General features: G+C 59.1%; 26 protein-coding genes and 5 pseudogenes. 19 read left to right on the top strand and 12 right to left on the bottom strand.

Annotated features, from left to right (window positions below; translation table 11 throughout):
• Nucleotides 1-300: 300 nt before the first annotated feature.
• Complete coding sequence (locus V1294_RS13295) at nt 301-1,011, top strand: hypothetical protein (protein ID WP_334497625.1); 711 nt, start codon at nt 301-303, stop codon at nt 1,009-1,011.
• 74 nt (nt 1,012-1,085) lie between these two features.
• On the opposite strand, the pseudogene V1294_RS13290 reads toward V1294_RS13295, so the two are convergent.
• Nucleotides 1,086-1,179: pseudogene (locus V1294_RS13290) on the bottom strand (IS5/IS1182 family transposase); the annotation flags it as partial.
• Nucleotides 1,180-1,415: 236 nt separating this feature from the next.
• Between V1294_RS13290 and V1294_RS13285 the strand changes: the two are divergent.
• Both V1294_RS13285 and V1294_RS13280 read left to right on the top strand, forming a co-directional pair.
• A complete protein-coding gene (locus V1294_RS13285) occupies nt 1,416-1,601 on the top strand; it encodes a hypothetical protein (protein WP_156438732.1) in 186 nt (61 codons plus the stop codon).
• 252 nt (nt 1,602-1,853) lie between these two features.
• Nucleotides 1,854-2,390, top strand: a complete 537-nt coding sequence (locus V1294_RS13280; RefSeq protein WP_334483340.1) for a DinB family protein — start codon at nt 1,854-1,856, stop codon at nt 2,388-2,390.
• A 405-nt stretch (nt 2,391-2,795) separates the two neighbouring features.
• Here the strand turns inward: V1294_RS13280 and V1294_RS37975 are convergent.
• Nucleotides 2,796-3,091, bottom strand: a pseudogene (locus V1294_RS37975) (transposase); the annotation flags it as partial.
• 284 nt (nt 3,092-3,375) lie between these two features.
• Between V1294_RS37975 and V1294_RS13270 the strand changes: the two are divergent.
• On the top strand, nt 3,376-3,654 hold the full coding sequence (locus tag V1294_RS13270) for a hypothetical protein (RefSeq protein ID WP_334367013.1): 279 nt from the start codon (nt 3,376-3,378) through the stop codon (nt 3,652-3,654).
• Nucleotides 3,655-4,122: 468 nt separating this feature from the next.
• On the opposite strand, the pseudogene V1294_RS13265 reads toward V1294_RS13270, so the two are convergent.
• Nucleotides 4,123-5,152 (bottom strand): annotated as a pseudogene (locus V1294_RS13265) (IS110 family transposase).
• Nucleotides 5,153-5,410: 258 nt separating this feature from the next.
• Nucleotides 5,411-5,518, bottom strand: a pseudogene (locus V1294_RS37970) (PEPxxWA-CTERM sorting domain-containing protein); the annotation flags it as partial.
• Nucleotides 5,519-6,247: 729 nt separating this feature from the next.
• Here V1294_RS37970 and V1294_RS13255 point away from each other — a divergent pair.
• On the top strand, nt 6,248-7,057 hold the full coding sequence (locus V1294_RS13255; RefSeq protein ID WP_334497621.1) for a helix-turn-helix transcriptional regulator: 810 nt from the start codon (nt 6,248-6,250) through the stop codon (nt 7,055-7,057).
• Nucleotides 7,058-7,259: 202 nt separating this feature from the next.
• Here V1294_RS13255 and V1294_RS13250 read toward each other — a convergent pair whose 3' ends face one another.
• Both V1294_RS13250 and gspD read right to left on the bottom strand, forming a co-directional pair.
• Nucleotides 7,260-7,691 carry a hypothetical protein gene (locus V1294_RS13250; RefSeq protein ID WP_334497620.1) on the bottom strand — a complete coding sequence of 144 codons (432 nt, stop codon included), beginning with the start codon at nt 7,689-7,691 and terminating at the stop codon, nt 7,260-7,262.
• Nucleotides 7,688-9,850, bottom strand: coding sequence for a type II secretion system secretin GspD (gspD, locus tag V1294_RS13245; RefSeq protein ID WP_334497619.1), 2,163 nt, complete (start codon nt 9,848-9,850; stop codon nt 7,688-7,690). The genes V1294_RS13250 and gspD overlap by 4 nt, the downstream gene beginning before the upstream one ends.
• 442 nt (nt 9,851-10,292) lie before the next feature.
• Between gspD and V1294_RS13240 the strand changes: the two genes are divergently transcribed.
• Nucleotides 10,293-10,460, top strand: a complete 168-nt coding sequence (locus tag V1294_RS13240) for a hypothetical protein (RefSeq protein ID WP_334483354.1) — start codon at nt 10,293-10,295, stop codon at nt 10,458-10,460.
• A 33-nt stretch (nt 10,461-10,493) separates the two neighbouring features.
• Here V1294_RS13240 and V1294_RS13235 read toward each other — a convergent pair whose 3' ends face one another.
• Nucleotides 10,494-10,694 (bottom strand): hypothetical protein, encoded by a 201-nt coding sequence (locus tag V1294_RS13235; RefSeq protein ID WP_108515115.1) that lies wholly within the window; start codon nt 10,692-10,694, stop codon nt 10,494-10,496.
• Between the two features lie 497 nt (nt 10,695-11,191).
• On the opposite strand from V1294_RS13235, the gene rfbF reads away from it, so the two are divergent.
• Genes rfbF through V1294_RS13215 form a run of 4 tightly spaced genes read left to right on the top strand, consistent with a single transcriptional unit; the run spans nt 11,192 to nt 14,529 of the window.
• Entirely contained in the window at nt 11,192-11,962 is a 771-nt protein-coding gene (rfbF, locus tag V1294_RS13230; protein WP_334483360.1) for a glucose-1-phosphate cytidylyltransferase, read from the top strand.
• A gap of 14 nt (nt 11,963-11,976) precedes the next feature.
• Nucleotides 11,977-13,020 (top strand): NAD-dependent epimerase/dehydratase family protein, encoded by a 1,044-nt coding sequence (locus tag V1294_RS13225; RefSeq protein ID WP_334504625.1) that lies wholly within the window; start codon nt 11,977-11,979, stop codon nt 13,018-13,020.
• Nucleotides 12,980-13,606 carry a dTDP-4-dehydrorhamnose 3,5-epimerase gene (gene rfbC, locus V1294_RS13220; protein WP_334497617.1) on the top strand — a complete coding sequence of 209 codons (627 nt, stop codon included), beginning with the start codon at nt 12,980-12,982 and terminating at the stop codon, nt 13,604-13,606. Before V1294_RS13225 ends, rfbC begins: the two co-directional genes overlap by 41 nt.
• Nucleotides 13,603-14,529 carry an NAD-dependent epimerase/dehydratase family protein gene (locus V1294_RS13215; protein ID WP_334497615.1) on the top strand — a complete coding sequence of 309 codons (927 nt, stop codon included), beginning with the start codon at nt 13,603-13,605 and terminating at the stop codon, nt 14,527-14,529. Before rfbC ends, V1294_RS13215 begins: the two co-directional genes overlap by 4 nt.
• Before the next feature lie 49 nt (nt 14,530-14,578).
• Here the strand turns inward: V1294_RS13215 and V1294_RS13210 are convergent, their stop codons facing one another.
• The 3 genes from V1294_RS13210 to V1294_RS13200 all read right to left on the bottom strand — a co-directional run bounded on the left by V1294_RS13210 (nt 14,579) and on the right by V1294_RS13200 (nt 16,994).
• Nucleotides 14,579-14,818 carry a hypothetical protein gene (locus tag V1294_RS13210; protein ID WP_334497613.1) on the bottom strand — a complete coding sequence of 80 codons (240 nt, stop codon included), beginning with the start codon at nt 14,816-14,818 and terminating at the stop codon, nt 14,579-14,581.
• A 40-nt stretch (nt 14,819-14,858) separates the two neighbouring features.
• Nucleotides 14,859-15,236, bottom strand: a complete 378-nt coding sequence (locus tag V1294_RS13205; RefSeq protein WP_334483372.1) for an H-NS histone family protein — start codon at nt 15,234-15,236, stop codon at nt 14,859-14,861.
• Nucleotides 15,237-15,530: 294 nt separating this feature from the next.
• A complete protein-coding gene (locus tag V1294_RS13200) occupies nt 15,531-16,994 on the bottom strand; it encodes an undecaprenyl-phosphate glucose phosphotransferase (RefSeq protein WP_334497611.1) in 1,464 nt (487 codons plus the stop codon).
• Between the two features lie 189 nt (nt 16,995-17,183).
• On the opposite strand from V1294_RS13200, the gene V1294_RS13195 reads away from it, so the two are divergent.
• Nucleotides 17,184-17,447, top strand: coding sequence for a hypothetical protein (locus V1294_RS13195; protein ID WP_334497609.1), 264 nt, complete (start codon nt 17,184-17,186; stop codon nt 17,445-17,447).
• A gap of 56 nt (nt 17,448-17,503) precedes the next feature.
• On the opposite strand, the gene V1294_RS13190 is transcribed toward V1294_RS13195, so the two are convergent.
• Nucleotides 17,504-17,851 carry a hypothetical protein gene (locus V1294_RS13190; protein ID WP_334483381.1) on the bottom strand — a complete coding sequence of 116 codons (348 nt, stop codon included), beginning with the start codon at nt 17,849-17,851 and terminating at the stop codon, nt 17,504-17,506.
• A 306-nt stretch (nt 17,852-18,157) separates the two neighbouring features.
• Between V1294_RS13190 and V1294_RS13185 the strand changes: the two genes are divergently transcribed.
• The 7 genes and pseudogenes from V1294_RS13185 (at nt 18,158) to V1294_RS13155 (ending at nt 24,765) form a co-directional block, all read left to right on the top strand.
• Nucleotides 18,158-18,526 carry a hypothetical protein gene (locus V1294_RS13185; RefSeq protein WP_334497607.1) on the top strand — a complete coding sequence of 123 codons (369 nt, stop codon included), beginning with the start codon at nt 18,158-18,160 and terminating at the stop codon, nt 18,524-18,526.
• A 139-nt stretch (nt 18,527-18,665) separates the two neighbouring features.
• Nucleotides 18,666-19,682 carry a hypothetical protein gene (locus V1294_RS13180; protein ID WP_334483387.1) on the top strand — a complete coding sequence of 339 codons (1,017 nt, stop codon included), beginning with the start codon at nt 18,666-18,668 and terminating at the stop codon, nt 19,680-19,682.
• A 1,043-nt stretch (nt 19,683-20,725) separates the two neighbouring features.
• Nucleotides 20,726-20,827, top strand: a pseudogene (locus tag V1294_RS37965) (PEPxxWA-CTERM sorting domain-containing protein); the annotation flags it as partial.
• Between the two features lie 425 nt (nt 20,828-21,252).
• Nucleotides 21,253-21,453 carry a hypothetical protein gene (locus tag V1294_RS13170; protein ID WP_334483393.1) on the top strand — a complete coding sequence of 67 codons (201 nt, stop codon included), beginning with the start codon at nt 21,253-21,255 and terminating at the stop codon, nt 21,451-21,453.
• A gap of 165 nt (nt 21,454-21,618) precedes the next feature.
• Nucleotides 21,619-21,843 (top strand): hypothetical protein, encoded by a 225-nt coding sequence (locus V1294_RS13165; protein ID WP_334497603.1) that lies wholly within the window; start codon nt 21,619-21,621, stop codon nt 21,841-21,843.
• A gap of 222 nt (nt 21,844-22,065) precedes the next feature.
• Nucleotides 22,066-23,253 (top strand): non-hydrolyzing UDP-N-acetylglucosamine 2-epimerase, encoded by a 1,188-nt coding sequence (wecB, locus tag V1294_RS13160; protein WP_334497601.1) that lies wholly within the window; start codon nt 22,066-22,068, stop codon nt 23,251-23,253.
• A 3-nt stretch (nt 23,254-23,256) separates the two neighbouring features.
• Nucleotides 23,257-24,765 carry a glycosyl transferase family protein gene (locus V1294_RS13155; protein ID WP_334497599.1) on the top strand — a complete coding sequence of 503 codons (1,509 nt, stop codon included), beginning with the start codon at nt 23,257-23,259 and terminating at the stop codon, nt 24,763-24,765.
• A 1-nt stretch (nt 24,766) separates the two neighbouring features.
• On the opposite strand, the gene V1294_RS13150 is transcribed toward V1294_RS13155, so the two are convergent.
• Nucleotides 24,767-25,072: a hypothetical protein gene (locus V1294_RS13150; RefSeq protein ID WP_334497597.1), complete on the bottom strand. Its 306-nt coding sequence runs from the start codon at nt 25,070-25,072 to the stop codon at nt 24,767-24,769.
• Between the two features lie 296 nt (nt 25,073-25,368).
• On the opposite strand from V1294_RS13150, the gene V1294_RS13145 reads away from it, so the two are divergent.
• Nucleotides 25,369-26,163 carry an Npun_F0296 family exosortase-dependent surface protein gene (locus V1294_RS13145; protein ID WP_334497595.1) on the top strand — a complete coding sequence of 265 codons (795 nt, stop codon included), beginning with the start codon at nt 25,369-25,371 and terminating at the stop codon, nt 26,161-26,163.
• Nucleotides 26,164-26,256: the final 93 nt, after the last annotated feature.

Here is a 26,256-nt window from a genome sequence, read left to right as displayed (position 1 = left end):
AACACAAGCTGTTTGACGCTTTGTTTGCCATTCCTGCGTAAATATTGGGGAGACGCGAGGTCAGGCCGCCTGGTCGGCCCAGCAAGGCTTCCTGACGTGGCAAACCGGCCAAAGGCTCGATCGAACCGATTTCCCGTCCCCGACCGGCCGGACTGCCCTTCTTTGCCCCGCTCCAGCGCCAGACAATCGGGCTTCGCATTGGTCGCCGTGATCTGGACTTTGGGCCTGATTACGCTGCTTGGAATGGCTGTCATCGTCGGTGCGCGTTACCGCACCAAGACATCCTCGAACTACGCCTCGGTGACCGCAGCCGAGATGGCGGCAGAGAGCGCCATCAACCTGGCGATTGCCACGGCGCTGACTGCAGCGCCCGACCAAGCCGTTAATTTTCCGTTACGGTGCCGATTGCCCGGCGGCGAACGCGCCACGATCACGCTCGAGGAAGAGACCGGAAAAATCGACCTGAACACGGCGAGCCCAACCGCGTTGACGCGTTTCTTCACCGCGCTCACGGGCGATCAGTCGACAGGCACCCGCATCGCCGCGCAGATCATCGAATTCCGCAAACCCAAGGCACAGAGCACACCAGCCGCAGGGCCCGCGGAGGCACGCTTCACCACCGTGATGCAACTGGACCAGCTCGACGGCATGTCGCCCCGGTTGTTTCGGGCAGCGCTTCGCCACGTCACGGTTCGCTCGGGGCGGCCGGAGCCGGACATGGAAGCTGCCTCTCCCGCCATGCTTCGATTGCTCAATGTCCAGCCGAAGCAGGTGGCCTCCAGGCGGGGAATGCCCTTGGGCGGCAGCATCACCATCCGCGCGGATATCAGCGCCACGGATGGCACGCGCTTCATACGGGAGGCGCTGGTCTCGCTGGAGGGTGGAAATGGACGCCCCTTCGTGGTCCGCGAATGGCGGCGCGGAGATATCGATTCATCAAGCCCGCGGCAGGAACGCTCCCAGGGTACGGGGCGCGCGTGCCTGCGCGTTCGCGACGCGGCGGCAAGCTGACCTTCCGCATCGACGATGAAGCTGCAACCAGGGCGCGGACCCATTAGCGCGCAACCGAATTCGGATTGATGCGAGGCGCCGGCCGTCAACACGGGGAATGCCACGCGGCCTGTTCGGAAGGAGCGGCCTGATGACAACCCATTCAAAGTCCGTCAGTTCATACCGCATGATTCGAGGCCCCGATTTGAGCGCTTGAATCACGTCCGAACCGATGCCTTCACCTGGCAAAATCGGACAATCGGCATTTCCGAGATTAACCCCTAACCGGACACGCTGGGGACATGCCAAAATCGACGCGAACGACCCAACGCGGACTTTTGATGCTCGTACTCATTGCACGATGTGCTATTTGCGTCTTAGACGGAGATTATCGCTACTGCTATTCGCGGCTATACGAGGAATAAATGTCCCAGTCATTAAAGGTCGGCGATTTGGTGAAGAAGCGGACGGGTTACGCCTATCCGGGTGTTATAGTTTCAGTTTTCACGACCCAAGCTGGTGCAGTGCGCTATGTGGTCGAAGCTGATCATCCAGAATTCGCGGGGATGCTGCATATTTTCAATGCGGATCAGTTGGAGCCTCGAGCCTAACGTTTGCTCTTAAGCATAAGTCATGCACGCTTGCTTATGGCACCTTTGAGACATGCCCGCCTATCCTGAGAATGTCCGTTCACCGGGGTAGACCGGAAGTCGCCGTGGTCCGGCCAAACCGACGCGAATGACCCACAACGGACCTCATCTCGCTCCAAGGCGCTCCGTGCTTGTCACCTGTTCCTGATAACCGATGCTTGAACGATTCATCACAGCCCGTGTTGCTATTGGACCCCACCGGAGATCAATGCGATGACAGAAATTATGATGAAAGGTCATTTTCAACAACTCGCCGCCTACAATCGTTGGGCCAACGCCCGCCTTTACGCTGCCGCGCTCGGATTGTCGGAGGAGGCCTATCGGCGGCCGACGGGCGTTTTCTTCGATAGCCTGCATGGCACACTTAACCACTTGCTACTGACGGATCGAATCTGGCTGAAGCGGTTGACCGGCCAGGGCGAGCATCCGAATCAACTCAACGCAATCCTCTACGACAATCGGGCGGATCTAACCAAAGCGCGGCTGGCCGAAGATGCGCGGCTGATCTCGGTCGTTGAGCAATACAACAATGCGCAACTTGCCGCAAAGGTCGCCTATCGAACGACGTCAGGCTCGCCGCAGGAGCAAATCCTTGCCGACATCCTATCGCACTTGTTCAACCACCAGACTCATCATCGCGGGCACTGCCACGCGTGTCTTTCAATCGTCACCGGCACCGAACCCCCTTCGCTGGACCTTTTGATGTTTCAAAGGGGCGGCACCGCACCGGATCTCGCGTCCCTTGTCTGAAGACCATGGTAGTCGGCTGACGCGCAGTCTCGGGCTGAGCTCAGCTCGATTCGACCCATGTCGGCTTATGTGAAGGTTTTCGGATGCCGGCCCCATGACGGTGGTGCTGCGGGCACGGGGCCGGCGTCCGCAAACCTCCAAGGGAGGAAACCGCGGGAGGGGCACGTGGGTAGCGCGGCGAGAACTATGGGAATTTGAGTGCCGCGGATGAGGTGTGTGAATGGAGTCGAGGCGCTCCAGCAAGCCGGTGGACGGTGAAACGGCTGTGGGATGAGCGGCGGGTCGCGTCGACCGCAGTGAAGTGTCGGACGATTTGAGATGACGACTGGATATTTGAGCGCGTTCTACCGTGGCCGGTCGAGAGGCAGCTAGTGCGACGATCAGATTTGCGGGGGTGTGACGCGGTCATGAGGTGTCGATCCTGATGCGGTTCGTTGGAGCTGTCGGCCGATGCCGTGGCGTTGCACCGCACGCGAAGACCTCGATGATGATCATGCGACCGCCGCAGCATGGACAAATCGGCTTGCCGGGTTCGGCGGCGGCAGCGGTGGGCTCGGCCTGGGAGTTTGAAACGGCGAGCAACTCACGCGCTCGGGCGATGTTGTCGGCGCGCGTGCCGCTGGCCAACAGGCGTAGTGGCGGATGCGGTGGAAGCCGTGCGGCAGGACGTGGATGAGGAAGCGGCCTACCGCGCGAGCGGTTTAGTCCTTGGGCCAAGATCGGAAGTTGGGCGCGCTAGTCAATCACGTCTTTGTCGCTACTGCCGCTCCATCCAGGCTCGATACGACCGCCGCGATGGCGTGGATGACTGGCGGCGGCAATCATTACTTGTCGCGTACCATCGCGCCGGCGCGCCCAACCGGTTCTCGCATATGGCTTCGACGCCTACCTGAACGGCTGTTCAGGAAACTATTCCCCTTTTACTGGAACGTGTGGAGTTCTTGAAACGTTGACTGCGCTCATCCACCAATGGAGGAGGAATCACATGTTAAAGAAATTCTTGATCGTCGCCGGCACCATACTGTTCGCTTCGTCTGCGTTCGCGCAGTCGCCGACCACGAAGAGCGCTCCCGGCCAGCAGATGCAGAAAGCACAGGAAACCGGCAAGCCCTCCACGGGTCCGGGCGCTTCGGAATATACACCGGGCCACAAGATGAAGGCCGCCAAGAAGACCGGAGCGAAATCTACCGGACCGGGCGCCTCTGAATACGCGCCGGGCCATCAGACAACGACCGGTTCTTCCACGACGACCAAGAAGAAGTAAGCTCTGTCTTCGAGGCAAAAGGAATGGCTCGGCAACGTAATGTGTGCCGGGCCTTTTTGCTGCTGACGCGTATGACCGCACATTCATGAGAAAAACTTCTTTTGCCCGCTTCACCCCCGCCGTCAGATCTTTTTATCGTGCCTGCGTGCGGAGGTATCAGGTGCGCGGGTTGCTCCATGTCGGCTCTGGGTCATGTGTGGACGACGCCCGCGTTGCAAGAAGAATCTGACGTTCGGCTTGCGGTCGGGTACAAGTCATGTGTCCGGCCTGTTTGCGCGGCACCATGACCGCTGGCCCTGATGTAGTCCGCGGATCGGGTCCCAATCATTCGCACGGGCTTTGACGCCCATGACCCAGAAGCGGGTTGTCCCAATCGACGGCTCGACCGTTTCGCATCACGCCATCATCACCCTCGCAATTCGGTTGTCTTGCTCCGCCGTCGCCTCTGGCTCCCATTGCCAAGCCTCTTCAGGCGGCTGCAGCAAGCTCCGGCGCTCGATAGTATCCTCCCTTGGCCATGATCGCCCAAGCGATGCGCGCCATCTTGTTGGCAACGGCAACGGCGACGAGCTTGGCCGGCTTCTTGGCCAGCAGCCTGATGATCCAGGGGTGCTTTTGCGGCTGCTGCCGGGCGTGTCGAACAACGGCTGTTGCACCGATGACGAGCAACCGTCGGAGATAGCGATCTCCCTGCTTGGAGATGCCGCCGAGCCGCTCCTTGCCCCCCGTCGAGTGCTGCCGCGGAACAAGTCCGATCCATGCTGCAAAATCCCGACCGGATTTGAAGTCACTCGGGTCTGTGACAGTGGAAGCGATGGCCGTGGCCCCGATCACGCCTATCCCGGGCACGGTCTCGAGGCGACAGCTCATATCATTGGCACGATGATGGGCGTGAATGGCGCGATCCAGGGTCCCGATCTGCAATTCCAGAGCAGCGAGTTGATCGACAAGGGCCTGCAATGCCTGTTTCATCGCAGATGGAAGAGCTTCGCGATTAATCTCGTCCGTGATGATCGCGGCAAGCTGCGCGAGACCTTCGCGTCCCGTCGCCGCAACGAGGCCGAACTCGGCAAGATGGGCTCGGAGCGCATTGATCAGCTGCGTGCGCTGACGGATTAAAAGATCCCGCGTTCGATGCAACATCAGCAAGGCTTGCTGATCGGCCGACTTGATCGGCACGAACCGCATCGATGGGCGTGTCACGGCCTCACAGATGGCGGCTGCGTCGGCAGCATCGTTTTTCGACCGTTTGACATAGCCCTTCACGTAGCTCGACGGCATCAGGCGCACGGTGTGACCGAGCTTAGAGACTTCACGCGCCCAATGATGAGCGGTTCCGCAGGCTTCCATGCCGACCAGGCAAGGGGGAATCTTGCTAAAGAATGATGACCTGCTTGCGCCGCAACTGACGAGTGATGACGACCTTGCCCGCACTATCCACGCCGTGCATTTGGAACACGTTCTTGGCGAGATCAACGCCGATGGTGCTAACCTGCATGTGGACGACCCCCCTCCGGTGATTCGTTGTTGAACAATCACCCTTTGGCACATTCGATGCCGGGAGCGGGCGTCGTCCACCACATCATTCGCGTCGGTTTGACCGGACCACAGCGACTTCCGGTCAACCCCGATCAACGGACATCGACAGGCTGGCCGGCTTGGTCTGGTTCGGGCCAGAAGGCGACATGGAACGACATCGACAAATGAAAGAGGCCGCCCACTGAGGCGGCCTCTTGGGGCCCTGAAAAGGCTGGAATCAGACTACTCGAAACGAAGGCAGGCTCTTCCAGCGATACCTCATGAAGCCGACGCCAGCAAAACCCAGGATCATCATGGCCCAAGTGGACGTTTCGGGGACGGCGGCGACTGCCTCCGTATAGGTGTACGTAATCGCCATCTCCGGATGAGAGGGGGCAGTTGTGCAGTTCTGCAAAGGGCAAAATACGTTGATATTCCAAAAGTCCGCGACAGTCTCGCGGTTGTCGGAGTAGGTGAGTGTCAGCGTCCCCAGTCCGATATAGTAAGCCAGATCGCTGTCAGAAGTATTTTTGAAATTAAAACTCGTTGTGGTTCCGGAGTTGGTGGACTGTGGAATTGGATTGTAGGGAGTTCCCACTATCTGGAAGTCTCCCGAATACAAATTATAGCGCGGATCGACGCTGCTACCGGCGACAGTGGGGCCTTTGTAAATGAAAGATAGATAAGGAAGCCAACCGCCCGATGAAGGATACCAACCGTCCACCGGAAGTCCGAATGTTACGCTGGTCAGCGTTCCGAGAGCCGAATCAAACTGAGAAAACGCCGTGCTACCGACACCATTAGGATTAGGGGCTCGGTAACTGGTGCGCGTCAAATCAACAATTTGCGTGATTGTGCTTGCCCTTCCTTCGGTCACGCCCGCCAAAGTCATTGCGATACCCAGCGCCAATGCTGGAATCGTGGACAATCCGAAGTTCTTCATTGCAGCTTCCCCTGAAAAATATCCCAGCAACCGTGCCGAACAATCGCGCCACTTGATGAGTCTGAAAACTACCTAGAAAGGTGGTTCGACGTCCTTTATGTATGCCTGCGCAGGTCGGCGACCTGCACACGGTTGGGAAATGACATGCATCTCTCCACGGATCCTACCGATCCGCAAAAACAAGAAATCTACGCACTCTGGGATCAAATGGCCGACTTCTCAGTCGGCGACGCCGACGCCGCGCTGACACACCTGATGTCCGCGCTGCGCACCATGTTGTCGGCACGCAATGTACTATGGGGTGTGGTCGTGCGATTGCCTTCGCCGAAGCGAGCCGATCCCTTGCTCGGCTGGCGTCCGCGCCTCGTCCGGGTGCTGGATCCGATACCGGCGGTGGCAGCATCGGTGCAAAAGCAGTACGATACGCTCTGGTCTGACCACGTCGACCTGTCTCAGATCCTTTCCATGTCGGGAGATGAGCCGTTCCGTGTCCGCCTGCTGTTCGAAACGCTGCCGCCGGAATGGTTCGACGGCGAGCACTATCGGCGGCACTATTTGGACGTCGGCTTCGCCGACAGCATTTCCGTACGCGTTGCGCTCAATCAAGACGTGAGGATTCGCTTTTTCGTATTTCGCGATGCGCAGGCACCCCGCTTCTCGGCGCAGGACGGCCAGCGTCTGGGCCTCGTGATGCGCGGGTTGAGATGGTTTCACCGTCAACAATTGCTCAGCCATGGTCTGCTCATCGCCAACGCGCCCCTGACACCCGCTGAACGCCGGGTGTTGCTCGCACTGCTCGATGGGCACATGGAAAAGGAGATCGCACAGAGGCTCGATCAAAGTCCGAACACCACGCACTTCCACGTCAAGTCGATCTACGGCAAGTTCGGCGTACGAAATCGCTCGACGCTCGCTGCGCTGTGGCTCGGAAAGCTGCAATGACGAACTACAGCCGCAGTCCGTACATTGACACCTTACGTCTCGGATCTTCCAGACCGCCCCGGCGCGCCCTGGCCGCCGCCCATGATGCCGCCGTGCAAATGATCGACACGTCTATTGTTCGCGCGCATCAGCACCCTCAACTACCTTGCCTTCGTCAACTCGCATCGATCAGGCTATGGCTGCGCGCTAATGAGTCCGCGTCCTAGCCTTTTGAGTTGAGCACGACCGGCGGTGGCGGAGGTGGCGGACGGACCGAGCCTTCGAGCTTCAAACGCTCCTCGACAACGGCGGGGCCTGGCTCCATCACGGTGCAGCCCTTGTAGCGCTGCAGATCCGCCAGCGCGTCGAGCCGCCTGCGTTCATCGATGAGCTGCTTGGGCGCATCCAGCGGATATCGTTCATAGCCGTAGCCCGCCAGCGGCCCCACCGCCAGCCAATACTCCAGCCGGGCCGCGCGCCGCGCCGCGTAGCGGAAGGACGCCGCGATGCCGTTGCAACTCATCGACTCATCGACCGGCAGGACGGCATAGGGCGGCGGCGGTTCGATCGGATAGGCATAGGTCACGCAGCCCGCCAGCGAGCAGGCCATGCTCGACAACAGCCAGAAATTTCTTATGGCCGCTCGGCGCTTCACTGTGAAATGATCCGCTGCATGGTGTTGGCCGGCGTACGCTCGCGCGACGTCGTGTGTGGCATGTAGACATGCATCTTGCGCCGGTACTCTTCCGTGACGAGACGGCTCTCCGTGCCGTCGCGGACAACCTTGGGCGTGATCAGGATGACGAGCTCGGTCTTCTGAACCTGGTCGCCCCGGTTGGAGAACGCCGCGCCAAGCCCGGGTATGTCGCCGAGCAGCGGAATCTGGTTGCTGGTCTTGTGGGCCTGCTCCTGGATCATGCCGCCGAGCGCCAGCACCTCGCCGTCGTTGACGACGACGGTGGTCTTCACGCGCCGCTGCTGGATGGTCGGCGAGTCGATCCCGGATGAGGTGGTTTTCACCACGGCGCTGACTTCCTGCTCGATCTCTAGCTGCACCCTGCCGCTTTCGTTGATGCGCGGCGTTACAGAAAGGATCACACCGGTGTCCTGCATGGTGATCGAATTGACGATCGCCGTTTGGGCCGTCACGGTGCTGGTGGCGGTCTGCGTGGTGATCGGCACCTGATCGCCGATCTGCAGCCTGGCCGTCTTGTTGTCGAGCACCATCAGCGAAGGTGTCGAAATGACGTTGACGCGTGTAATCGCGTTCAATGCGCTGAGCGTCGACGCTATGCTGGCTGCGTTGACGGCATAGTTGAACCCGGGAAAGACGGAAGCAACGCCGCCGGTCAGGGCGTTCGAGAATGAGGCGGTCGGCGTGCCCTTCTTCGAAAGCTGCCACTGCACGCCGTATTGCAGCTTGTCGTTAAGCGTCACCTCCGCGATGACGGCTTCAATCAGGACCTGGCTTGCGACGACATCGAGCCCCTGGATGACGCGAAGCACGCGCTGGTAGTCGCGGTCATTGGCCATGATGAGGAGCGAGTTTTTCGTCTCGTCGGCAACGATCTTGAGCGGTGGTTCACCGCCCACCCCGTTGGACGACGAAGACGACGAAGACGGCTCCATCGAATCCGGCGTCAATGCTTCCGGCTCGTTGTTCAGCGCGCGCTGCAGGCTTTGCAGATCGTTGCCGGGACTTACACCGCGAAGCCCGATCCCCGCGCCCTGATCGATATCTGGCGTCGCGCCACCGGGGCCGAGCGACTTTGCCGAGCTACCGGAGAAGCTTGCCTGCTTCGATCGCGGCGAAACGCTGCGCGTCGGCGGTTTCATCACTTTCATCTCGTTCGCAAACATCGACTGTAGTACGCTTGCGAGCTCCGCCACGGGCCGGTTCTGCACCTGATAGACATGAAGCTGACGCTCGGAGCCGGCCGCCTTGGCGTCGAGCCGTCTGATCCAGGTCTGCGCCCTCGGCAAATAGCTCGGCTGCGAGGTCACGACCAGAATGGCGCCAAGCCGCGTGTTTGCGATGAACCTGACACGGCCCTTGAGCGGCCCCTCTTTCTCGGCCGCGAATATCGCCTTTAATTCGTCGACCATTTTCTCCGGCTGGGGCGTTTTCACCGGAACGACGGCAAACGACATGCCCTTCATGACATCGACATCGAACACCGAAATCGAGTCGAGCATGCTTTCGATTTCCGCCGGCGAGCCCTTGAGCGCGAGAATGTTGCGCGCATCGTCGGCCTGGACGATGGCGCCCTTCGGCACCATCGGCTCCAGCACGCGGGCGACTTCGGTGGCGGAAACATATTTCAGGGAAATCACGCGAATGCCGTTGCCGGCGATCGCGCTCTCGGCCGGACCATCGCCGGTCGCAATCACGCCGGTGGCGGCCTGGTCGGCCGGCGCAATCCGGTAAGTGCCGCGGCTTTGCACCAGCACCGCGCCGATCGGCACCAGCGCGGTCTGGAACATCTCCATCGCCTCGGCCTTGCTGACCGGACGCGTGGTTTGCACCGAAATGACGCCGTCGACGCGGGGGTCGACGACGTAGTTCACGCCGATCATGTCGCCGAGAACGGTCTTGGCGGCCTGCTGCAGGGGAACACTCGCCAGATTGAGAACCACGTTCCCGTCAGCGCCGGCGGCCTTCCGCTTCGAATACGTCCCGCCGATCATGCTGCCGCTGCCGCCATCCATGACGGCAACGGCCGGCGATGAGGGGGACGGAAGCGGCACGGCGCCCGTAGGGCCGCCGTCATGCGCATAGGATTGCTCCAGGGAAACCGGCTGTCCCGAAGCCAATCTGGGTTGTGACACCGTGGTCAGGGGCGTCGCGATGGGGGTAGTCGTGCAGCCCGATACAACAAGTATTGCCGCCCAGCAGGCGGCTAACCTCGTCGCAAGGCTACGAGAAGGCAACAAAGGTAAAACCCCCAACGGCTTCGCGCCGTGGACGATTTTTGGCGCGTAAATATTTGGTAAAACATCATAGTTAATCGACAGTAAATCGGCCGGGCCTGTGGGGCGCGCGGGAGCCATGCATCCCTCGGGAAGAGTATGCAATGAAGATAATCGGGAGGTGATAGGTCCGTTTCGGACCAATAAATATAGACCTGAAAAATCCAGCCGATGGGCCGCGTTATCGGTCTCACTGCAACGAGTGCTGCGGCTGGCTGAATCGGGACGAAGCTGCTACATTTAATTTCGGACCCGCCTTCTCGGGCCTGAATATCAGGATGACGGTATGATGAACCTTGTCGCAGCTCCCGTGAGCGAGACCTTCTCGGTCGTTGGGACGTGCATCAACTGCACCACTCCGGCCAGTCTGCTGGCAACGATGGCCGTCATCGCCGTCGGCGTTGCTCTGGCATTTCGCTCAGAACGCCGCAATGGCGTGTCCCGCAATGCCTGAGCGAGGCAGCCAATCCATCAAACGAGGTCGCCATCAAACGAGGTCGTCGGGCTCGTATTCGACGAACTTCTTGTAGATCCAGCGCCTGCCGTCGTGCCGGCGCCATACCTTGCCCCACAGCAGCCGCCCCGTAATGGAGCGCCTCGGCACCATGACCGTCCAGAGATGCCAGGTGTCCGCCCACGTCCGCTCGGGATTGAACGACGGGATTTGAAACAGGTTGTATCGGCTCATCGGACTGAACTCCGGCATTGAAGGCAAATCACGCCGAAATAAATGATGGCGCGTTCACACCTCAATGCTGTCTGGGACGAAGGGAAGCCATCTTGGCCGTAACGCATTCGAGTTTGCGCCGGAGTTCGCACACTTCCCGATATCTTTGCGCGAGGTCTCCGGGCCGAGCCCGCAATTTACGCTTGGTGACAACTTTCCGATGCGGGCGATTTCGCTTCATGCTTCATCATAGCTTCGCCGATGAAGGGCTCAATCAAAGCCGTTGATTAAGCTAACCCGTCAACCTTACTTGGCCGCATTCAATCTCAACGTGCGGCATGCAATGAACCCTGCTGGATTTCGCGCATCGTTCCCGGCAACGGAACCCGTAAATTGACGGGCGAAATCAAATAAACCATTCTGTCACGAAATGATGGCACGGCCTCGCGCGGCAGCGCCATTTCATGTAGTGATTAGCGGTAAACCTATTAATCTCAACGTATTGAGTGGCAAATTAAATGCGCGCAGTATTGCTGGCGGGTGGCCTGGGAACTCGGTTCGCCGAGGAAACCGATGTTCGTCCCAAGCCGATGATCGAGATCGGCGGCAAGCCGATCCTTTGGCACATCATGAAGATCTACTCTAGCCACGGCATCAACGACTTCATCATCTGCCTTGGCTACAAGGGCTACGTGATCAAGGAGTATTTTTCCAACTACTTCCTGCATCAATCGAACGTCACCTTCGACCTTCGCGAAAACAGGATGGAGGTTCTGCAGAAGCACGCCGAGCCGTGGCGGGTGACGCTGATCGACACCGGCGAAGAAACCATGATCGGCGGGCGCATCAAGCGCATCCTCCCCTATATCGGCGATGACGACGCCTTCTGCCTGACCTATGGCGATGGCGTGGCCGATATCGACATCACCGAAAGTATCGCCTTCCATCGCCGCGAGGGCCGTCTGGCGACCGTAACCGGCACACAGCCGCCCGGCCGCTTCGGCGCCATCAACCATCAGGGCCCCCGCGTCACCGGCTTTCAGGAAAAGCCGCGCGGCGACGGCAACTGGATCAATGGCGGCTTCTTCGTGCTTTCCCCCAAGGTCGGCGACTACATCGAAGGCGACGCCACCGTGTGGGAAAAAGAACCGATGACGAATCTGGCAACCGATGGCCAGCTCAGCGTGTTCCTCCACGACGGCTTCTGGCACCCGATGGATACGTTGCGGGACAAGCGATATTTGGAAGATCTTTGGTCAAGCAACAAGGCTCCCTGGAAAAAATGGTAAAGAAGAAAGATTCCATGCGTATTCTTATTACCGGTTCGATGGGCTATGTCGGTCCCATTCTTACGCGTCACCTCCGGCAGAAATTTCCAGACGCCGAATTGATCGGCTTCGATACCGCATTTTTTGCCCACAATCTTACCGGAGCGGCCAGGTTGCCCGAGTCGCTGCTGGATCGCATGCATTTCGGCGATATCAGAAACTTTCCGCCGGAGCTGCTCGATGGCGTCGACGTCGTCGTCCATCTGGCGGCGATCTCCAACGACCCGATGGGAAAGGAATTCGAGGGCGTCACCGAAGCGATCAACGAAAAGGCCAGCGTTGCGCTCGCACAGATGGCAGAGCAGCGTGGCGTCGGCCGCTTCGTATTCGCTTCGAGTTGCAGCATTTACGGCGCCGCCGAAGGTCACCCCAAGCGCGAGAGCGACCAGCTCAATCCCCTCACCGCCTATGCACGCTCCAAGGTCGCGATGGAAAACGCGCTCCGCGCGAGCAACGCCGGTGAAATGACGGTCACGTGCCTGAGGTTTGCGACCGCTTGCGGCATGTCGGATCGCCTGCGGCTCGATCTGGTCTTGAACGACTTTGTCGCGAGTGCGCTGGCCACAGGCGAGATTACCGTGCTCAGCGACGGGACGCCGTGGCGGCCGTTGATCGACGTATCAGATATGGCCCGGGCCATTGAATGGGCCATCGGACGCGATACCGACCGAGGCGGACGGGTTCTTGTGGTGAATGCCGGCAGCAACGCAGGAAATTATCAAGTCCGCGATCTGGCCCAGGTTGTGGCCGCTGAACTGCCCGGAACCCAGGTGAGCATCAATACGGCGGCGCCGCCGGACCTGCGCTCCTATCAGGTTGATTTCTCGCTTTTTGCCGAACTGGCGCCTACGCATCTCCCGGCGGTCCCGCTCGCTCAGTCCGTCCGAAACCTCTCAGCCGGACTGAACGGAATGGGATTCTCGGACAAGGAATTTCGCACATCCTCCCTGATGCGGCTCAAGACGCTCAAGGACCACATTGCGGTGGGTCGGCTGTCTGCCGACCTCCGTTGGCAATAATCTTGGAAGGCCGACAATCGTGAAGTTTCACCCAACGCCGCTTGATGGCGCCTACACGATCGAACTCGAAAAGCGCGGTGACGACCGGGGCTTTTTCGCGCGTTTCTTTTGCCAGAAGGAATTCGAAGCGGCCGGCGTGCCGATGTCGGTCGTTCAGATAAACAACTCCCTGAGTGCGAAGGCCGGCACCCTGCGCGGGATGCATTATCAACTGGCCCCGGCCGCCGAAATCAAGGTGGTGCGCTGCATTCGCGGAGCCCTCTATGACGCCATCGTCGATCTGCGACCGGACTCTCCGACCTTCGGCAAGTGGTTCGGCGTCGAACTCACCGCAGAAAACCGACGGATGATTTTCGTTCCGCAGGGTTTTGCGCACGGCATCATGACGCTCACCGACGACACCGAAGCGTTCTATCTGGTGAATGCGTTCTACGCCCCCGAGCAGGAGCGCGGCTTGCGCTTCGACGATCCACGATTTGGGATTGAGTGGCCGCGGGCTCCCGTTGAAGTTTCGCCCAAGGACAGCAGTTGGCCGGATTTCGACCCTGTCTTCCATGGCATCGAATCCCTGCGAGGCCTGACGTGAGAATCCTTCTGACCGGCGGCAGTTCGTTTACCGGTCTTTGGTTTGCGCGCAGCCTTGCCGCGAGAGGCCATACCGTCGTCGCCCCCCTCAGGGGCAGCGATTATTCGGACTTGCGCGGCAGTCGGGTTGCCGAGCTCCGTCGTGTGGCTGAAGTCGTCGAAGATTGCCCGTTTGGCTCGGCCCGCTTTCTCGATCTCGCCGGGACGGGCTCATGGGATCTGTTGTGTCAGCATGCGGCCCAAACCGGCGACTACCGCAATCCGGACTTCGATGTCATTGGCGCCGTCGCCGACAATACGAAGAATGCCGTCGCAGTCCTGAAGGCGATGATGGCGCGCGGCCTGGCAGGCGTCGTGCTGACCGGATCGGCATTCGAACAGGACGAAGGTGCCGGTGAAGCGCCGCTCAGAGCTTTTTCCCCCTACGGACTATCGAAAGGCCTCACCTGGCAATATTACCGCTTCCTGAGTGAAACCATGAACTTCAATGTTGGGAAGTTCGTGATCGCGAATCCGATTGGGCCTTTCGAAGAGCCGCGGTTTTGCAACTATTTGATACGCACCTGGTTCAAGGGCGAAGTTCCGGCGGTACGGACACCTCTCTACGTACGGGACAACATTCATGTCGATCTCCTCGCCGCAACCTATGCAACCTTTGCTGAGAGAGTGCCCTTGCAGAAGGGCATGACGAAGTTCAATCCGAGCTTCTATGTCGAGAGCCAGGGTGCGTTTGCACAACGCTTCGCCGCGGAAATGTCATCCCGCCTTGGCGTTGCCTGTCCCGTCACGCTGCTGCAGCAGGAGGACTTCACCGAGCCGATGGTCCGGATCAACACCGACCGGATTGACGGGGCGGAATTCGGCTGGAGCGAGCCATCGGCCTGGGATGCCGAAGCCAACTTCTATCAGCAGGCCGCAAAATAATTGCGGACCGTCGCGTCAGCCCGATACATGGCGTCGCGACCGGTCTGCGCTATCTCCGACAGCCTTCCCTGCACGTTTGGGCCTGGCTGTCACATGCGATCTGGCAGGGTGCGCCGAGCGTGGTCGGGCATATGCGCTTGCAGGTATCGTTCTGGCTGGCGCAGTTGGCAAAGCAGGCGTCGCTGGCGGCATCTGCCAACCGCAACTTGCCGATCGAGACGTTGCCTTGACCTGCCGCGGCGGTTCCAATCAGCAGCAGGGACAACGCTGCACAGAGCGCGAGCTTCATGGAGACCTCCGATTACACAGCCTTTGCGGCTGCAAGACGCCTATGCACGGCGGCGGCGAGAACCTTCGCCGCTGGCTTCCGGCTTGCCAATCACGAACTCTTCGATCTTGTGACCGGTCTTTAGCGCGGCTGTGAGCCAGCGAGGCTGCTTTCCACGACCCGACCAGGTTTCGGAAGGCTCCTCGGGATTTCGATATTTTGGAAATACGCGCGGGTACTTCCGGCGCTCGCGCGGCGCACTTCGGACATCCGCGGATTCCGATTGGCGCATCTCCTTCTCGCGCCGAAGTTGCGCCAACCGCTTCTCGAGCTCACGCTTTTCCGACGTCAATCGAACCGACAAGATCTGACTGAGCTCCTCATGGAGCTGCCATAACTCGTCTACAGACATTCCATCGAAATTTGGCTTCTTGTTCATCCCGCCTGTGACCATCACGATTCGCAACAAACTATAAGTCCGGCGGCGAGCCTTTCCAGCAAAATTGTAGATTTGGCAACAAATCTCCGCAAACCGCGAGTTTGCCGAGCACTAAACCTAAGTGGTTCAAATATCTCTCAAATCATGATCGACCCGGGATATTTCCGGAGGCCCGCTCAAGATTGTGCGGCCGGGCAGGTGTCAATCCACCGCAAATGGCACGGTTCCCCACACCCACGGGTTGAAAGAATCCGGCATCCGGCTGATCACGAGCGTCGCGATGTCGTCGCCCGATCAGTAAGCGTTGCGCCTGCGCAGCACCTCGAAAAAGGTCTTGATCAGGATCTGGATGTCCAGCCACAGGCTCCAGTTGTTTATGTACCAGAGGTCGAGTTTGACGCGTTCGGAGATGTGCTCGATCGTGGGTGTGCCCCCGCGCGCTCCATTGCATTGCGCCCAACCGGTCATGCCGGGCTTGACGTGATGCCGGAACGCATACTCGCTCAGCACCGTCTCGAAATAGTTGTCGTGAGCCAGCGCATGCGGACGCGGACCAATCAGGGACATATCTCCCCTGACGACATTCAGCAGCTGAGGCAATTCATCGATACTTGCCGATCGCAACAGATGGCCAATGGACGTTACCCGCGGATCGTCGCGCGTAGCCTGCACGACAGCGGGCCCGTTTTCCTGGACGGTCATGGTGCGGAATTTGAACATCATGAACTGCTTGCCATTAAATCCCTTGCGGAACTGCCGGAAAATAACCGGCCCGGGACTGTCAAGCTTGATGGCGAAAGCCGTGAGCGCCATGATCGGCAGAAAGAACACCAGCGCCAGGGATGCGATGACAACGTCCATCACGCGCTTGACGAGGCGTTCCGCGGCACTGAGCGGCGCGCGTTGAATTTCGATGGCGAGGACGCGCTGACGCGCCGATGACGCATAATTCGTCAACGTCCGAACCCGCATGTCGGGCAAGAGTCGCACCGCCACCGGAAGCGATTTGACGTGCTCGCGGATGAACTCCAGCCGGGGTGCATCCTCCCAGGGCATCGCAAGCAAGACTTCCCTGCAATTGTTGCGCCTGACAAAGTTTGCGGCTGAGTTGATGACGCTGACGTCGATCGCGTCGCGCTTCACGGGATCGTCTTCCGAACTGAGCGTGAAGCGGCTGACTTCGGAAGTACCGAAGAAAACCAGGAGATCCCGGGGCTCCAGCGCGGCGATCTCGTGGAAATCGCCGATCAGCACGATGTCCCGCCGGCCGATCACGCCGCGCGAAACGGCAGCCGCCAGGGCCACCTTGGTACCCTTCCTGACGGCGAGCAATCCCACCGGCGCAGCAAAATAAAAAACCACAAAGGCGCCACGCGAATAATCGACGCCGATCTTGAGCAGAAACGCAAAGAAGGCGAGCAGCAACCCTGTCGTGAACCAGCAAATCAGTATTTCGCCAATCTCGACGCGCGGTTTGGCGCTGTCAGGAAAATCGTAATAACCGCTGCCGCTCATGCGCAGGATGTGAATGAAGCTGGCCAATAAGCCGACTGCGCAATGCGGGAGAATATTCGGCACGTCGTTGCCGACGGACAGCTGATAGCCGATGCCCCCCGCCACGCTGGACAACAGGATCACGAAGGCATCTGCGGTCGATAATAAATAGGGGACCGCGTTGCTGGAGAAACGTGCAGGAGGACCGCCAGCGGAATTGTCGAGCTGGCCTACCTTGTTGCCAATATCCGCTCCGATCGACATGAAAAATGCCCGCGCAATATCACTGATACAACTGTCTGATTATTGGCCAGAGACCATAAATCCGACAGACCATCAAAGGCCTAAGTAACTCTTCGTTAATACCCGTGACCATACACTCGGGCGGGGGTGCAACGCAACATTTAATCAGTTTGAATGCGCTTTTAATCATATTAAGGAGTGAGTAGACGCATGCTGCCCATCCTCGCCTGCGGTGCCGGCATCTATGTGGGCCTTCACTTCAATATTTTGGCGCTGCTCCCGCTCTCTGTACTGGGCGCCGGGGCATACGTTGTCTCGGCCTGGTCCAACGGCCAGGGCTTGCTGGACAGCCTAGCCGTCCTGGCACTTCCAATCATCGCCGTTCAGGCAGGCTATTTCCTGGGGCTAATGACCCGGCCGGCTTATTTGCACTTGCGATCCCGGCTCAATATTCGGCACTCAGAGCGGGTATAATCCCGGGAATACGATTTAAACGCGGATTATTCGAAAATTTCCGCGGCTAGCGGTCCCTACCGCACTTTGTCGGCGAAATACCGGCTGAAGACTTCCTGAATGGCACCCAGACCGCCAAGCTGACGCTCGAGCTCCTGCGTGCGTTTTTCGCCGCTTGCCATTTGCTGCTCATATTCCTTGATCCTGGCCGCGTCCTTGGCGTCGCGCGTCAGGTATTCGTCATAGTCAGTGCCGGTGGCAAAGGCGGCCTGATCGCGCGCCGCGTCGACCCGCGCACGCAGGGCGTCCCTCTCTCTCTGGATCGACGCGACTGCGGCCTCAACGGCGGCCGAAATTGAGCCGAGCCGTTCGCTGTCAGTCTGGGCATCGCGCTCCGCGGAACGAACCTTGAAAGCTCGTGCCATATCGAGTCTCCTTGGGCAGACCGGTCTTCGCTGCACTGCTTCGCTGGACCGGCAGATCGCTGGACCACCGTTGGGAAAGAAAAGTTTTGTACAGCCTATCGAACCACTGCCCGATCAACAACGTTGCATTTTTTTGAAAAAACGAAAGGCTGGATTCCCAGATGATTCGGATTTTCTGCGATAGTAACGACCGTGCAAGCGTATAGGTTTGCCAAGCATATGCCGAGGTGACTACCGGACAGAAGCAAGATGAGATTTCGAGACACCTTGAAATTTGCTCTTGAGCTGTTTGTGCCTGAAAAGCTCATGCATCCAGGCGGGGGTTCTGCGTCCGATCCGAAGGCTGAGGCGTCGCAGAATGTTGCGACAAGTCTCGAGGCCGAGGAGACCGTACAGCACCGCAAGGCCCGCCGGATTATCGAGGAGTTGGACCATGCTCAATTTGGCGGTCCCTCCTTCGGTCCGCAAACGATCGAGTTGATGTCAACGGCGCTGGAAGGTGCCGAGGCTTCCCTGCCCGAGCCGGCATCGGACCAGCAGCTTCGATTGATCGCAGCCAAAATCTTGAAGGTGGCCGGCGACGGCGAGCGCGATCCGATCCGCCTGAAAGCTGCGGCGATGTCTGCCCTGGGGCCGGTCATAGGCAATGCGGACGGACAGCCACCGTCGGCCTGAGCGCAAGCGCCGCCGATGTTACTGCCCCCTATATGCGCCTGATCGGACGGGGTGATTTGCCACTCAAGCGGATGGCAAGCTATAAGCCGGTCGGGCGGTCGCCTGATCGTCTCGCCCGCTCTGCCTGGGGACAATCAAAGTGGTTCATCGTGAAGCTCCTAAATCGATCCTGGTTCACGCGCTTTTTGGACTGAGGAAACTGCTGGGCGTCGCAACGTTCGCTCTGATAATTGTTCTGGTAGGCCCGAAGCTGTTTGTCCTGTTCGACAATCCAAAGAACGCAACGATCCCGGCCAAGCTGTTCGAGGCGCGCGAATACATTCTCGGTAAATCCGCGCCGGTGCTGCATCGATATGTGCCGACCAACATTGCCGGCAGCGATCGTTCCGACTGGATCCTCATTGGCCTCGCCATCGTCGTCACTATTTTCTCCGGCTCGATCGCCCAGCGCTCGCAAACCGCCCAGAACCGGCGGCTTCTGCGAAAGTCGGCCCAGGCATGGCGCCGCAAGGAGGGCGTGAAGCCGGGCTCCAAGCTCGACGCCGAACTGGAGACCACGCTGCGAATGGCGGAAAGCGGCAAGACCGTGAACCGTCAGGAGTTGTTGCGGGTATTTGCCGAAACCAAGAAGAAGCTGGACACGTTCGGCCGTGAAGTGGCCTTCCTTGCCGTCGACGTGGTCGGCTCGGCGGGGATGAAGCACGGCGAGGATCACGCTTCAATTCAATATGACTTCGAGGAGTATCGAAAGCTCGTCGAGCGCATCTTTCGCGCCAGGGGCGTGTTGAAGACGGCATGGACGCCCGACGGCGTGATGGCATGCTTCGCCCATGTGGAGGACGCTTGCCAGTCGGGCAAGGACGTCATCAAGAGTCTCAAGGTGTTCAACCGCGATGTGAAACTGTCCAAGGCCGATTTCGCCGTTCGCTGCGGCGTCAACGCGGGCCTGGTCTACTTCGACGACACAACTCCGCTCGAGACGATCTCGGATCGCGTCATCGACGTCGCCGGGCACATGCAGAAGAACGCCGAGCCGAATACCGTGCTGGTGGCACGCAAGATCATCGAGCCGTTGCGTCAGCTTGAGGAATTTACCCACACCACCCAAGTCATCGATGGCTACGAAGCCAGCGTGTGGCGGGATACCGTCTCTTAAGCCACGCTCGGCTGCGTCCGCCACACCCCACATCCTAACGCCCATCATGCGGCGCGTTTGCGAGCCGCGAAAACGGCCGCTCCGAATGCCGCCGTGATCGTTGCCGTCGATCACGGTGATCAGACGGCTGCGCTGGCGCCGTAGCGACTCCGCAGCCACAATTTACAGTGGAAGGTCGCCCCTTAAAAAAAATGCGAACAGCTCGAAAGTGACAAGACCTTTGCGTGACGGGCGTGCTGCGCGAGCAGAGGACCTGCTTGCCTGAAGCATAAGCGATCAACACAGTAAAAGTATCATTCACGCGTCATAATACGACATTAGATAACATTGGAGCTGGCGAACTTTAAATAAACACTTGGGCCAGCCTTGGGACGCAGTCATCGACCGGAGCCTGGCGGGAACATTCAGTGTTCGGCGCTGGTTCTCAACGGGAGCATAATTAAATGGTTGGTACTATCGCTAAACTGTCTTGCGCTGTTCTTCTTGTATCCGCTGTGCCAGCCAAAGCTGTCGAGGTGATCACGAACGGCGACTTTCAATCGGGTCTGACGGGATGGACCTCGTACACCACCGCGAACGGAACGATCGCGGCCACTCCGAGCTTGCCAGGTGCTCCGCAGCCGCAGAACGCCTCGGTCGTCTCTTTCGACGTGACGGGTTCCGGCGCTTCGAACGCGTTGTCCCTGAACGCAGGCAAGATCAATCCTCCCTATGGCTCCGCTCCCGGGGAAGGTGGTGGCGTCTCGCAGACGTTCACGACGTCGGGTGGCATGGCGACATTCTCGGCCGATGTTGCGGCATTTACCCGCGTGAATGGTCCCACGGCGTTCGGATTGATGAGCGTCCTGCTGGATGGTGTGGTGTTGGACAGCTTTGACTTCATCGGCCCTGGCACGTCGACGACACTGCACAACACGCTGGACTTCACCACCAACCTTACGGCTGGGCAGCATACCATCCAGCTACAGGCCACGCGTGTCTTCGCACCCGGCGGTGGCGTTACCTCGCAGTACTTCGACAACGTATCGCTCGACGTGCTGACGCCCGTTCCGGAACCCTCAACCTGGGCGATGCTGATCCTTGGCTTCGTTGGTGTAGGTTTTATAGCTTACCGCCGTCGCAACGGCGCAACGCTCGCGGCCTGATCAGCGCTTCCGATTGGACTGAGAAGCCGCCGCAGGGCGGCTTCTTTTTTGTACCGTGCTGGACCCTGCTGCGCGGCAAGTACGTCGCTTTAGACACAAAAGCGGGCATCAACTTCAGTGCGTCACGCCATCGACTCTATGAGGACATGGAAGCGGGCTTGTCGTGCCTACCACCAACGCTTGTGCCCGAGAAAACGCAGCCGCGCACAAGGCAATTTTGTGCGATCGTATCTCTTGATTGCAATCATCTTCAGCCCACAATTAAGGAAAAGCAGAAAACTGCCACCTGAAGACCGCGCCAAGGCCGCCGGACTAAGTAAATAAAATCATTGGAATATTTTTTAATCACCCGCGTTGACCGCCGCAAAATTATCACATATGTTTTACCTTTAATTGGTTAATTTAAGCGTTTTGCGGTGGCGGCCGTGGATACCAAACTCAGCTCCGATTTGAGACGGTTGCGATACGCCCTTGAGGCGGTTTCGGCGGATCTGGATGCCATTGAACAACGGCCGCATCCTTTGCTTCGTTCGGCCGCGGCAAATCTCGAGGCTAATCGGGGCGACGGCCTGGAGACATTCGTCAATCACTTTGTTTTTGCGGTAAAGCGCGGCGTCCTGCGGTAGACGAGCGAAGCCCGCAAGCATTGAGCCTTCCATAGCGCGCGGGGCGAAAACCAGGCACGAAGCAAGCCCATTTGTATGGCATTGCTCTTGGATGCCGTTGCCGGCTCCATTGTTACATCGTGACCCAACCAGGCGATGGGGTTTGTGGTTCACTTTGGAAACCCCTTGATCGAGATCTCATTTATGCCGGTCGATATTGCGAAAGCCTATTTCGAGATTCAGCTGCTTCGCGAAGAGATTCGAAGGGCGGAGCTCGCTCTCAGGATTTCTTTCGCGCGTCCGCCGAACCGTTCTCGCTACACCGGGGTCATGAAAGCCCGTAGCTCGCCGGCGACCAATCCACATCGCAAATCGATTTCCGGCGACCGCGTTAATGATCAAGATTTATGATGCCCGCATAAATACGGGCACCGCATTTACCATGCATCCAAGTCTCCATCGATTTCCACGGCAATCTCGGAAAAATCCATTTAAATCAATTGTCTGATTTAGGGCTGCGGGCTAAATTATCGGTGATTTGTAACCGTGCCGTCTGGGCAGGGACGATGGGACGGGAATTCGATTTCTATTTCGTGTCGTGGGGGACGATGCGGTTATTTTTGAAAGCAAGGCATGCATCACCCTCGCAGAGAGCATTTCAGCCACTCAACGCCTGTCCGCACTTTTGTCTTTGTGATTGGGACCCGGCCTGAAGTCATCAAGGTGGCCCCCATCATCCGCCGCCTGCGCGAAGCCGAATGGGCGACCGTTCGGATCGTAACGTCCGGCCAGCAGAGCGATCTCCTCGACAGCACCCTTGCCGAATTCGACCTCCGCCCGGACTTCTCCATCCCGCATCGAAGCAATTGTCGGACGCCTGCGGTTCTCGCCAGCCTGCTCGTTCGCCGTCTCGACAAATATTTCGGGGAGGTTCGGCCGGATTGCGTTCTGGCCCAGGGGGACACGACGACCGCCTATGCATCGTCGATCGCGGCATTCTACCGCAAGATCGCCTTCGTGCATGTGGAGGCCGGGCTGCGCACGCCAAGCCTTGACGCGCCCTTCCCCGAGGAATTCCACCGCCGTTCGATCGCCGTATCCACGTCCCTTCACTGCGCCCCGACATCGGCCGCTGCGCAGAACCTGACACGCGAGAACATTTCGCGGGAGAAGATTATCGTTTCGGGAAACACGGTGATCGACTCGCTGCTCGAAGTCGCGGCCTCGAAACCGGCACGGCCCGCCGAGTTTCCCAGGCTGCGGACCATCCTGCTCACAGCGCATCGGCGCGAGAATTTCGGCGCGCCGCTGCGGGATGCGTTTACCGCGATCAGGGCCTTCGTCGATCTCACCCCCGACGTCGCGGTGTATTTTCCGGTTCATCCCAATCCAAATGCGCGCGAAACGGCCATCGAAATTCTTTCGGGACACCCCCGGATCAAGCTGGTCGATCCGCTGAGCTACCGCGACGTCGTCGCCGCGATACAGAATGCCTGGTGCGTGGTGACCGACAGCGGCGGCCTTCAGGAAGAGGCGCCTGCGCTCGGCAAGCCCGTTCTGGTGTTACGCGACGTGACCGAGCGGCCCGAGGCGGTGGCGTCTGGGGTTGTCGAGTTGATCGGGACCTCCCGCGAGGCGGTATTCGGCGCCTTGTTCGAGTTGCACAAGAACCGCGCCAAATATGCCCGCATGGCCCGGCCGGTCTTTCCCTATGGCGATGGTCACGCCAGCAAGCGGATCGTCGAAGCTCTCTATCGGCGATACGTCCTGCCGCCGCAAATGCGCCCCGCCGAAATCATTCAGCTTCACCACGCGTCGTAACTCATGACACAAGCCCCCTCCTTCCTCTTTCAATATCTCTATGTCGTCGAGATTCTGATGTTGATCGCCGGTGTGATCATCGCGATCTCCAGCATCGACGACCTCGTGGTCGACCTGCTGTACTGGAGCAGCAGGCTGATGGGCACGGCGGACAGCAAGTCCAGGGAATTGCCGAGCGTGGAGATTCTCGAGCAACTGCCCGAGCGCCCCATCGCCATCATGGTGCCGTGCTGGAAGGAGCACGACGTCATTTTTTCGATGCTCTCATCGAACTCCCGGCTCGTGCGCTACGCGCACGCGCACTACTTCGTCGGCGTCTATCTGAACGATCCCCTGACCCAGGCCGAGGTGCGCAAGGCGCAGGGGCTGTACAAGAACATCCATATGGTGCTGGTCCCGCATGACGGCCCGACCAGCAAGGCCGACTGCCTGAACCAGACCATTTCCGACATCTTCATGTTCGAGGCCGAGCAAAACATCCAGTTTGCGGGAATCGTGATGCACGATTCCGAGGACCTCATTCATCCGCTGGAGCTCAAGCTCTTCAACAAGCTGGTCGACATCTACGACTTCATTCAGTTGCCGGTTTACTCGTTCTCCCGGCCGATCACTTCGATGATCGCGGGCCTCTACATGGATGAGTTCGCCGAGATGCACACCAAGGACCTCGAGGTCCGGCAGCGGATCAGCGGCGTCATTCCCTGCGCCGGCGTCTCCGCATGCTTCAGCCGGGAGGCAATCCAGCATCTCAACGACCAGAACCACGGCGAGGCTTTCCGCACGTCATCGTTCACGGAAGACTATGACATCGCGTTTCGCGTCTCGGAGCTCGGGTTCAAGTCCGCGTTTGTCGCCTATCCGGCCAACTATGCGATCGACATCGACATCGACAGCGGTAACCCAGGCATTCTCCACCGGACCCTTCCGGTGGCGACCCGCGAGTTCTTTCCGTCAGGCCTCGAGGCCGCCTATCGCCAGCGCGCGCGCTGGCTGCTCGGCATCGTGTTCCAGGGCTCCCAGGAGCAAGGCTGGAAAGGCTCTCTCGGGACCAAGTACTTTCTGGCGCGAGATAGAAAGGGCGTGATCACCAGCCCTGCGGTCATGCTCGCCTATTTTGCGCTGGCCAATCTGACCGTGTTCGAATTCTATCGGGTGGTTTTCGATCCCGAAAAGCAGTTTGTTTATACCCTGCTGAATCAGAACTGGGCGGTCTGGATGTTTTTCGCAAACTTCCTGTTTTTGGTCTGGCGCCTGTTCAACCGAATGACGTTCACAGGCATGATCTACAATGTGCGTCACGCCCTGATGGCCGCGCCGAGACTTGTCGTCGGCAATTTCGTCAACTTCTTCGCAACGTGGCGCGCCGTGCGGATCTATCTCAGCCACCGGATATCCGGCACCGCACTCGTTTGGGACAAGACGTCCCACTCCTACCCGGTTCACATGGGCGACCTCACCCTGCCGCGAACGGTGGTGGCCGCCGATGGCGCGGGAGCCGCGGGGAACAGCTAGACTAGGCGGCCAGCAGAGGCTGGCCTTCGCGCTGCTGCCCAGCGGATGGGCTTGGGCCGAGGATGAGACGCGCGAACGAACGCGTTGCGAGGAAAGCCGCGCAGACCACGATCGCAGCGAGTTGGAGACCGGGGTAAAAAATAATCGCCCCGAGAACGAGCCAGCCTGCCGCGATGGCCAGGAAGTCGCCCAGCCTTGAGCTCCTGCTGTGGGTGGGATCGAAGCCCTGATCGAGCGCATTCGCGATCGCATCGAAGCCGTCAATCGCATCCCTGCTTGTCGGGCCGGCCAGGTCACGTGAAAACATCAAACACCCCCAGGAGCCTCTCGCGGACTCTGGGGCATTTGGCGGGAGGACTATTGCCCGCCGCTCAAACCGACCGTTACAGTTTTATCCATATGGCTCTTTTGCGCGCGAAGGGCGTTGCGCCTCCCGGGACATGAATAATTCCCGCCCAACGGATTCGTTAGGATTTGAATATTCGTCCATGAAAGGGAGAAACCAGGCCGAAGCTGATAAGGCCGCGGCAAGAGGCCCACGACGCGGCGAGCATCCGGGTCGGGCGACGGAATTGCTATTAGTATTGATATCCTTCCTTTTAATTGGCCTTGCTTTATTTAATTCGCGAATTTAAATTACCGGCGATAATATTAACTATTAATTTTGGAAGCCCGATAATGCGAAAATTGCTTGCCCCGCTCTGCGCGCTCGCTGCCCTTGTTGCCTTGAGCGATCACGCCAGTGCCGTGGTCGTCACGGCTTCCAGCGGCCCGTTCAGCGCCGGCAATAGCAACACCAACAACGACATTACGTTCGACAGCCTCTCCACGCCGAACACGTTTGCCGGCACCAGCATCCAGTGGGGCGCTGCGCCGGCTTCGCTTGGCGGCATCGCCTTCTCGGGTACGGCTATCGTCGCCAGGAATGCCGCGGGAACGGCGGCGGGTATCTCGGCGACGCCGGCGGGAGACACCACAAACTACATGTCCATTCTGGGTGGCAAATCCGAGACGCTGACGTTCTCGGGAACCCAGAACAAGTTCGGTCTGTTTTGGGGATCGATCGATTCCTACAACAGCGTCGCATTCTATCTGGGAAGCAGCGCCACGCCGTTCCTGACGCTTTTTGGAAACAACCTCAACGCGGTGCCTGCGCTTGGATTTAACGGCGACCAGTCGAGCGCCCTGACGAACGCTTATGTCACGTTCACCGGCCTGAGCTTCGATAAGATCGTTCTCGCATCGTCGAGCAATTCATTCGAATTCGACAACATCTCCTACGGCAATGTTGGACCCGTGCCGGAGCCGTCGACCTGGGCCATGATGCTGCTGGGCTTCGCCGGTATTGGCTTCGCATATCGTCACCGCCGATCCAGGCTTGCCGTCGCGGCAGCCTGAGCCCTGGCTGCCTGGTTTCTTGTTGAAGGGCCGCCTTAGGGCGGCTTTTCTTTTGAAACGCTGGTTTGGTCACGAATTGATTCTTCACGCTCC

It is taken from the genome of Bradyrhizobium sp. AZCC 1678 (assembly GCF_036924765.1).
Lineage (GTDB): Bacteria > Pseudomonadota > Alphaproteobacteria > Rhizobiales > Xanthobacteraceae > Bradyrhizobium > Bradyrhizobium algeriense.
The sequence above is the reverse complement of the archived record's forward strand: the minus strand, read 5'-3'. Positions and strand labels throughout refer to the sequence as shown.

What these genes read in the sequence shown, in the direction of transcription:
- V1294_RS13285 (WP_156438732.1), top strand. Translation starts at nt 1,416, where the DNA reads ATGTCCCAGTCATTAAAGGTCGGCGATTTGGTGAAGAAGCGGACGGGT.
- V1294_RS13280 (WP_334483340.1), top strand. Translation starts at nt 1,854, where the DNA reads ATGACAGAAATTATGATGAAAGGTCATTTTCAACAACTCGCCGCCTAC.
- V1294_RS13270 (WP_334367013.1), top strand. Translation starts at nt 3,376, where the DNA reads ATGTTAAAGAAATTCTTGATCGTCGCCGGCACCATACTGTTCGCTTCG.
- V1294_RS13240 (WP_334483354.1), top strand. Translation starts at nt 10,293, where the DNA reads ATGATGAACCTTGTCGCAGCTCCCGTGAGCGAGACCTTCTCGGTCGTT.
- V1294_RS13235 (WP_108515115.1), bottom strand. Translation starts at nt 10,694, where the DNA reads ATGAGCCGATACAACCTGTTTCAAATCCCGTCGTTCAATCCCGAGCGG.
- rfbF (WP_334483360.1), top strand. Translation starts at nt 11,192, where the DNA reads ATGCGCGCAGTATTGCTGGCGGGTGGCCTGGGAACTCGGTTCGCCGAG.
- V1294_RS13225 (WP_334504625.1), top strand. Translation starts at nt 11,977, where the DNA reads ATGCGTATTCTTATTACCGGTTCGATGGGCTATGTCGGTCCCATTCTT.
- V1294_RS13210 (WP_334497613.1), bottom strand. Translation starts at nt 14,818, where the DNA reads ATGAAGCTCGCGCTCTGTGCAGCGTTGTCCCTGCTGCTGATTGGAACC.
- V1294_RS13205 (WP_334483372.1), bottom strand. Translation starts at nt 15,236, where the DNA reads ATGAACAAGAAGCCAAATTTCGATGGAATGTCTGTAGACGAGTTATGG.
- V1294_RS13200 (WP_334497611.1), bottom strand. Translation starts at nt 16,994, where the DNA reads ATGTCGATCGGAGCGGATATTGGCAACAAGGTAGGCCAGCTCGACAAT.
- V1294_RS13195 (WP_334497609.1), top strand. Translation starts at nt 17,184, where the DNA reads ATGCTGCCCATCCTCGCCTGCGGTGCCGGCATCTATGTGGGCCTTCAC.
- V1294_RS13190 (WP_334483381.1), bottom strand. Translation starts at nt 17,851, where the DNA reads ATGGCACGAGCTTTCAAGGTTCGTTCCGCGGAGCGCGATGCCCAGACT.
- V1294_RS13185 (WP_334497607.1), top strand. Translation starts at nt 18,158, where the DNA reads ATGCATCCAGGCGGGGGTTCTGCGTCCGATCCGAAGGCTGAGGCGTCG.
- wecB (WP_334497601.1), top strand. Translation starts at nt 22,066, where the DNA reads ATGCATCACCCTCGCAGAGAGCATTTCAGCCACTCAACGCCTGTCCGC.
- V1294_RS13155 (WP_334497599.1), top strand. Translation starts at nt 23,257, where the DNA reads ATGACACAAGCCCCCTCCTTCCTCTTTCAATATCTCTATGTCGTCGAG.
- V1294_RS13150 (WP_334497597.1), bottom strand. Translation starts at nt 25,072, where the DNA reads ATGTTTTCACGTGACCTGGCCGGCCCGACAAGCAGGGATGCGATTGAC.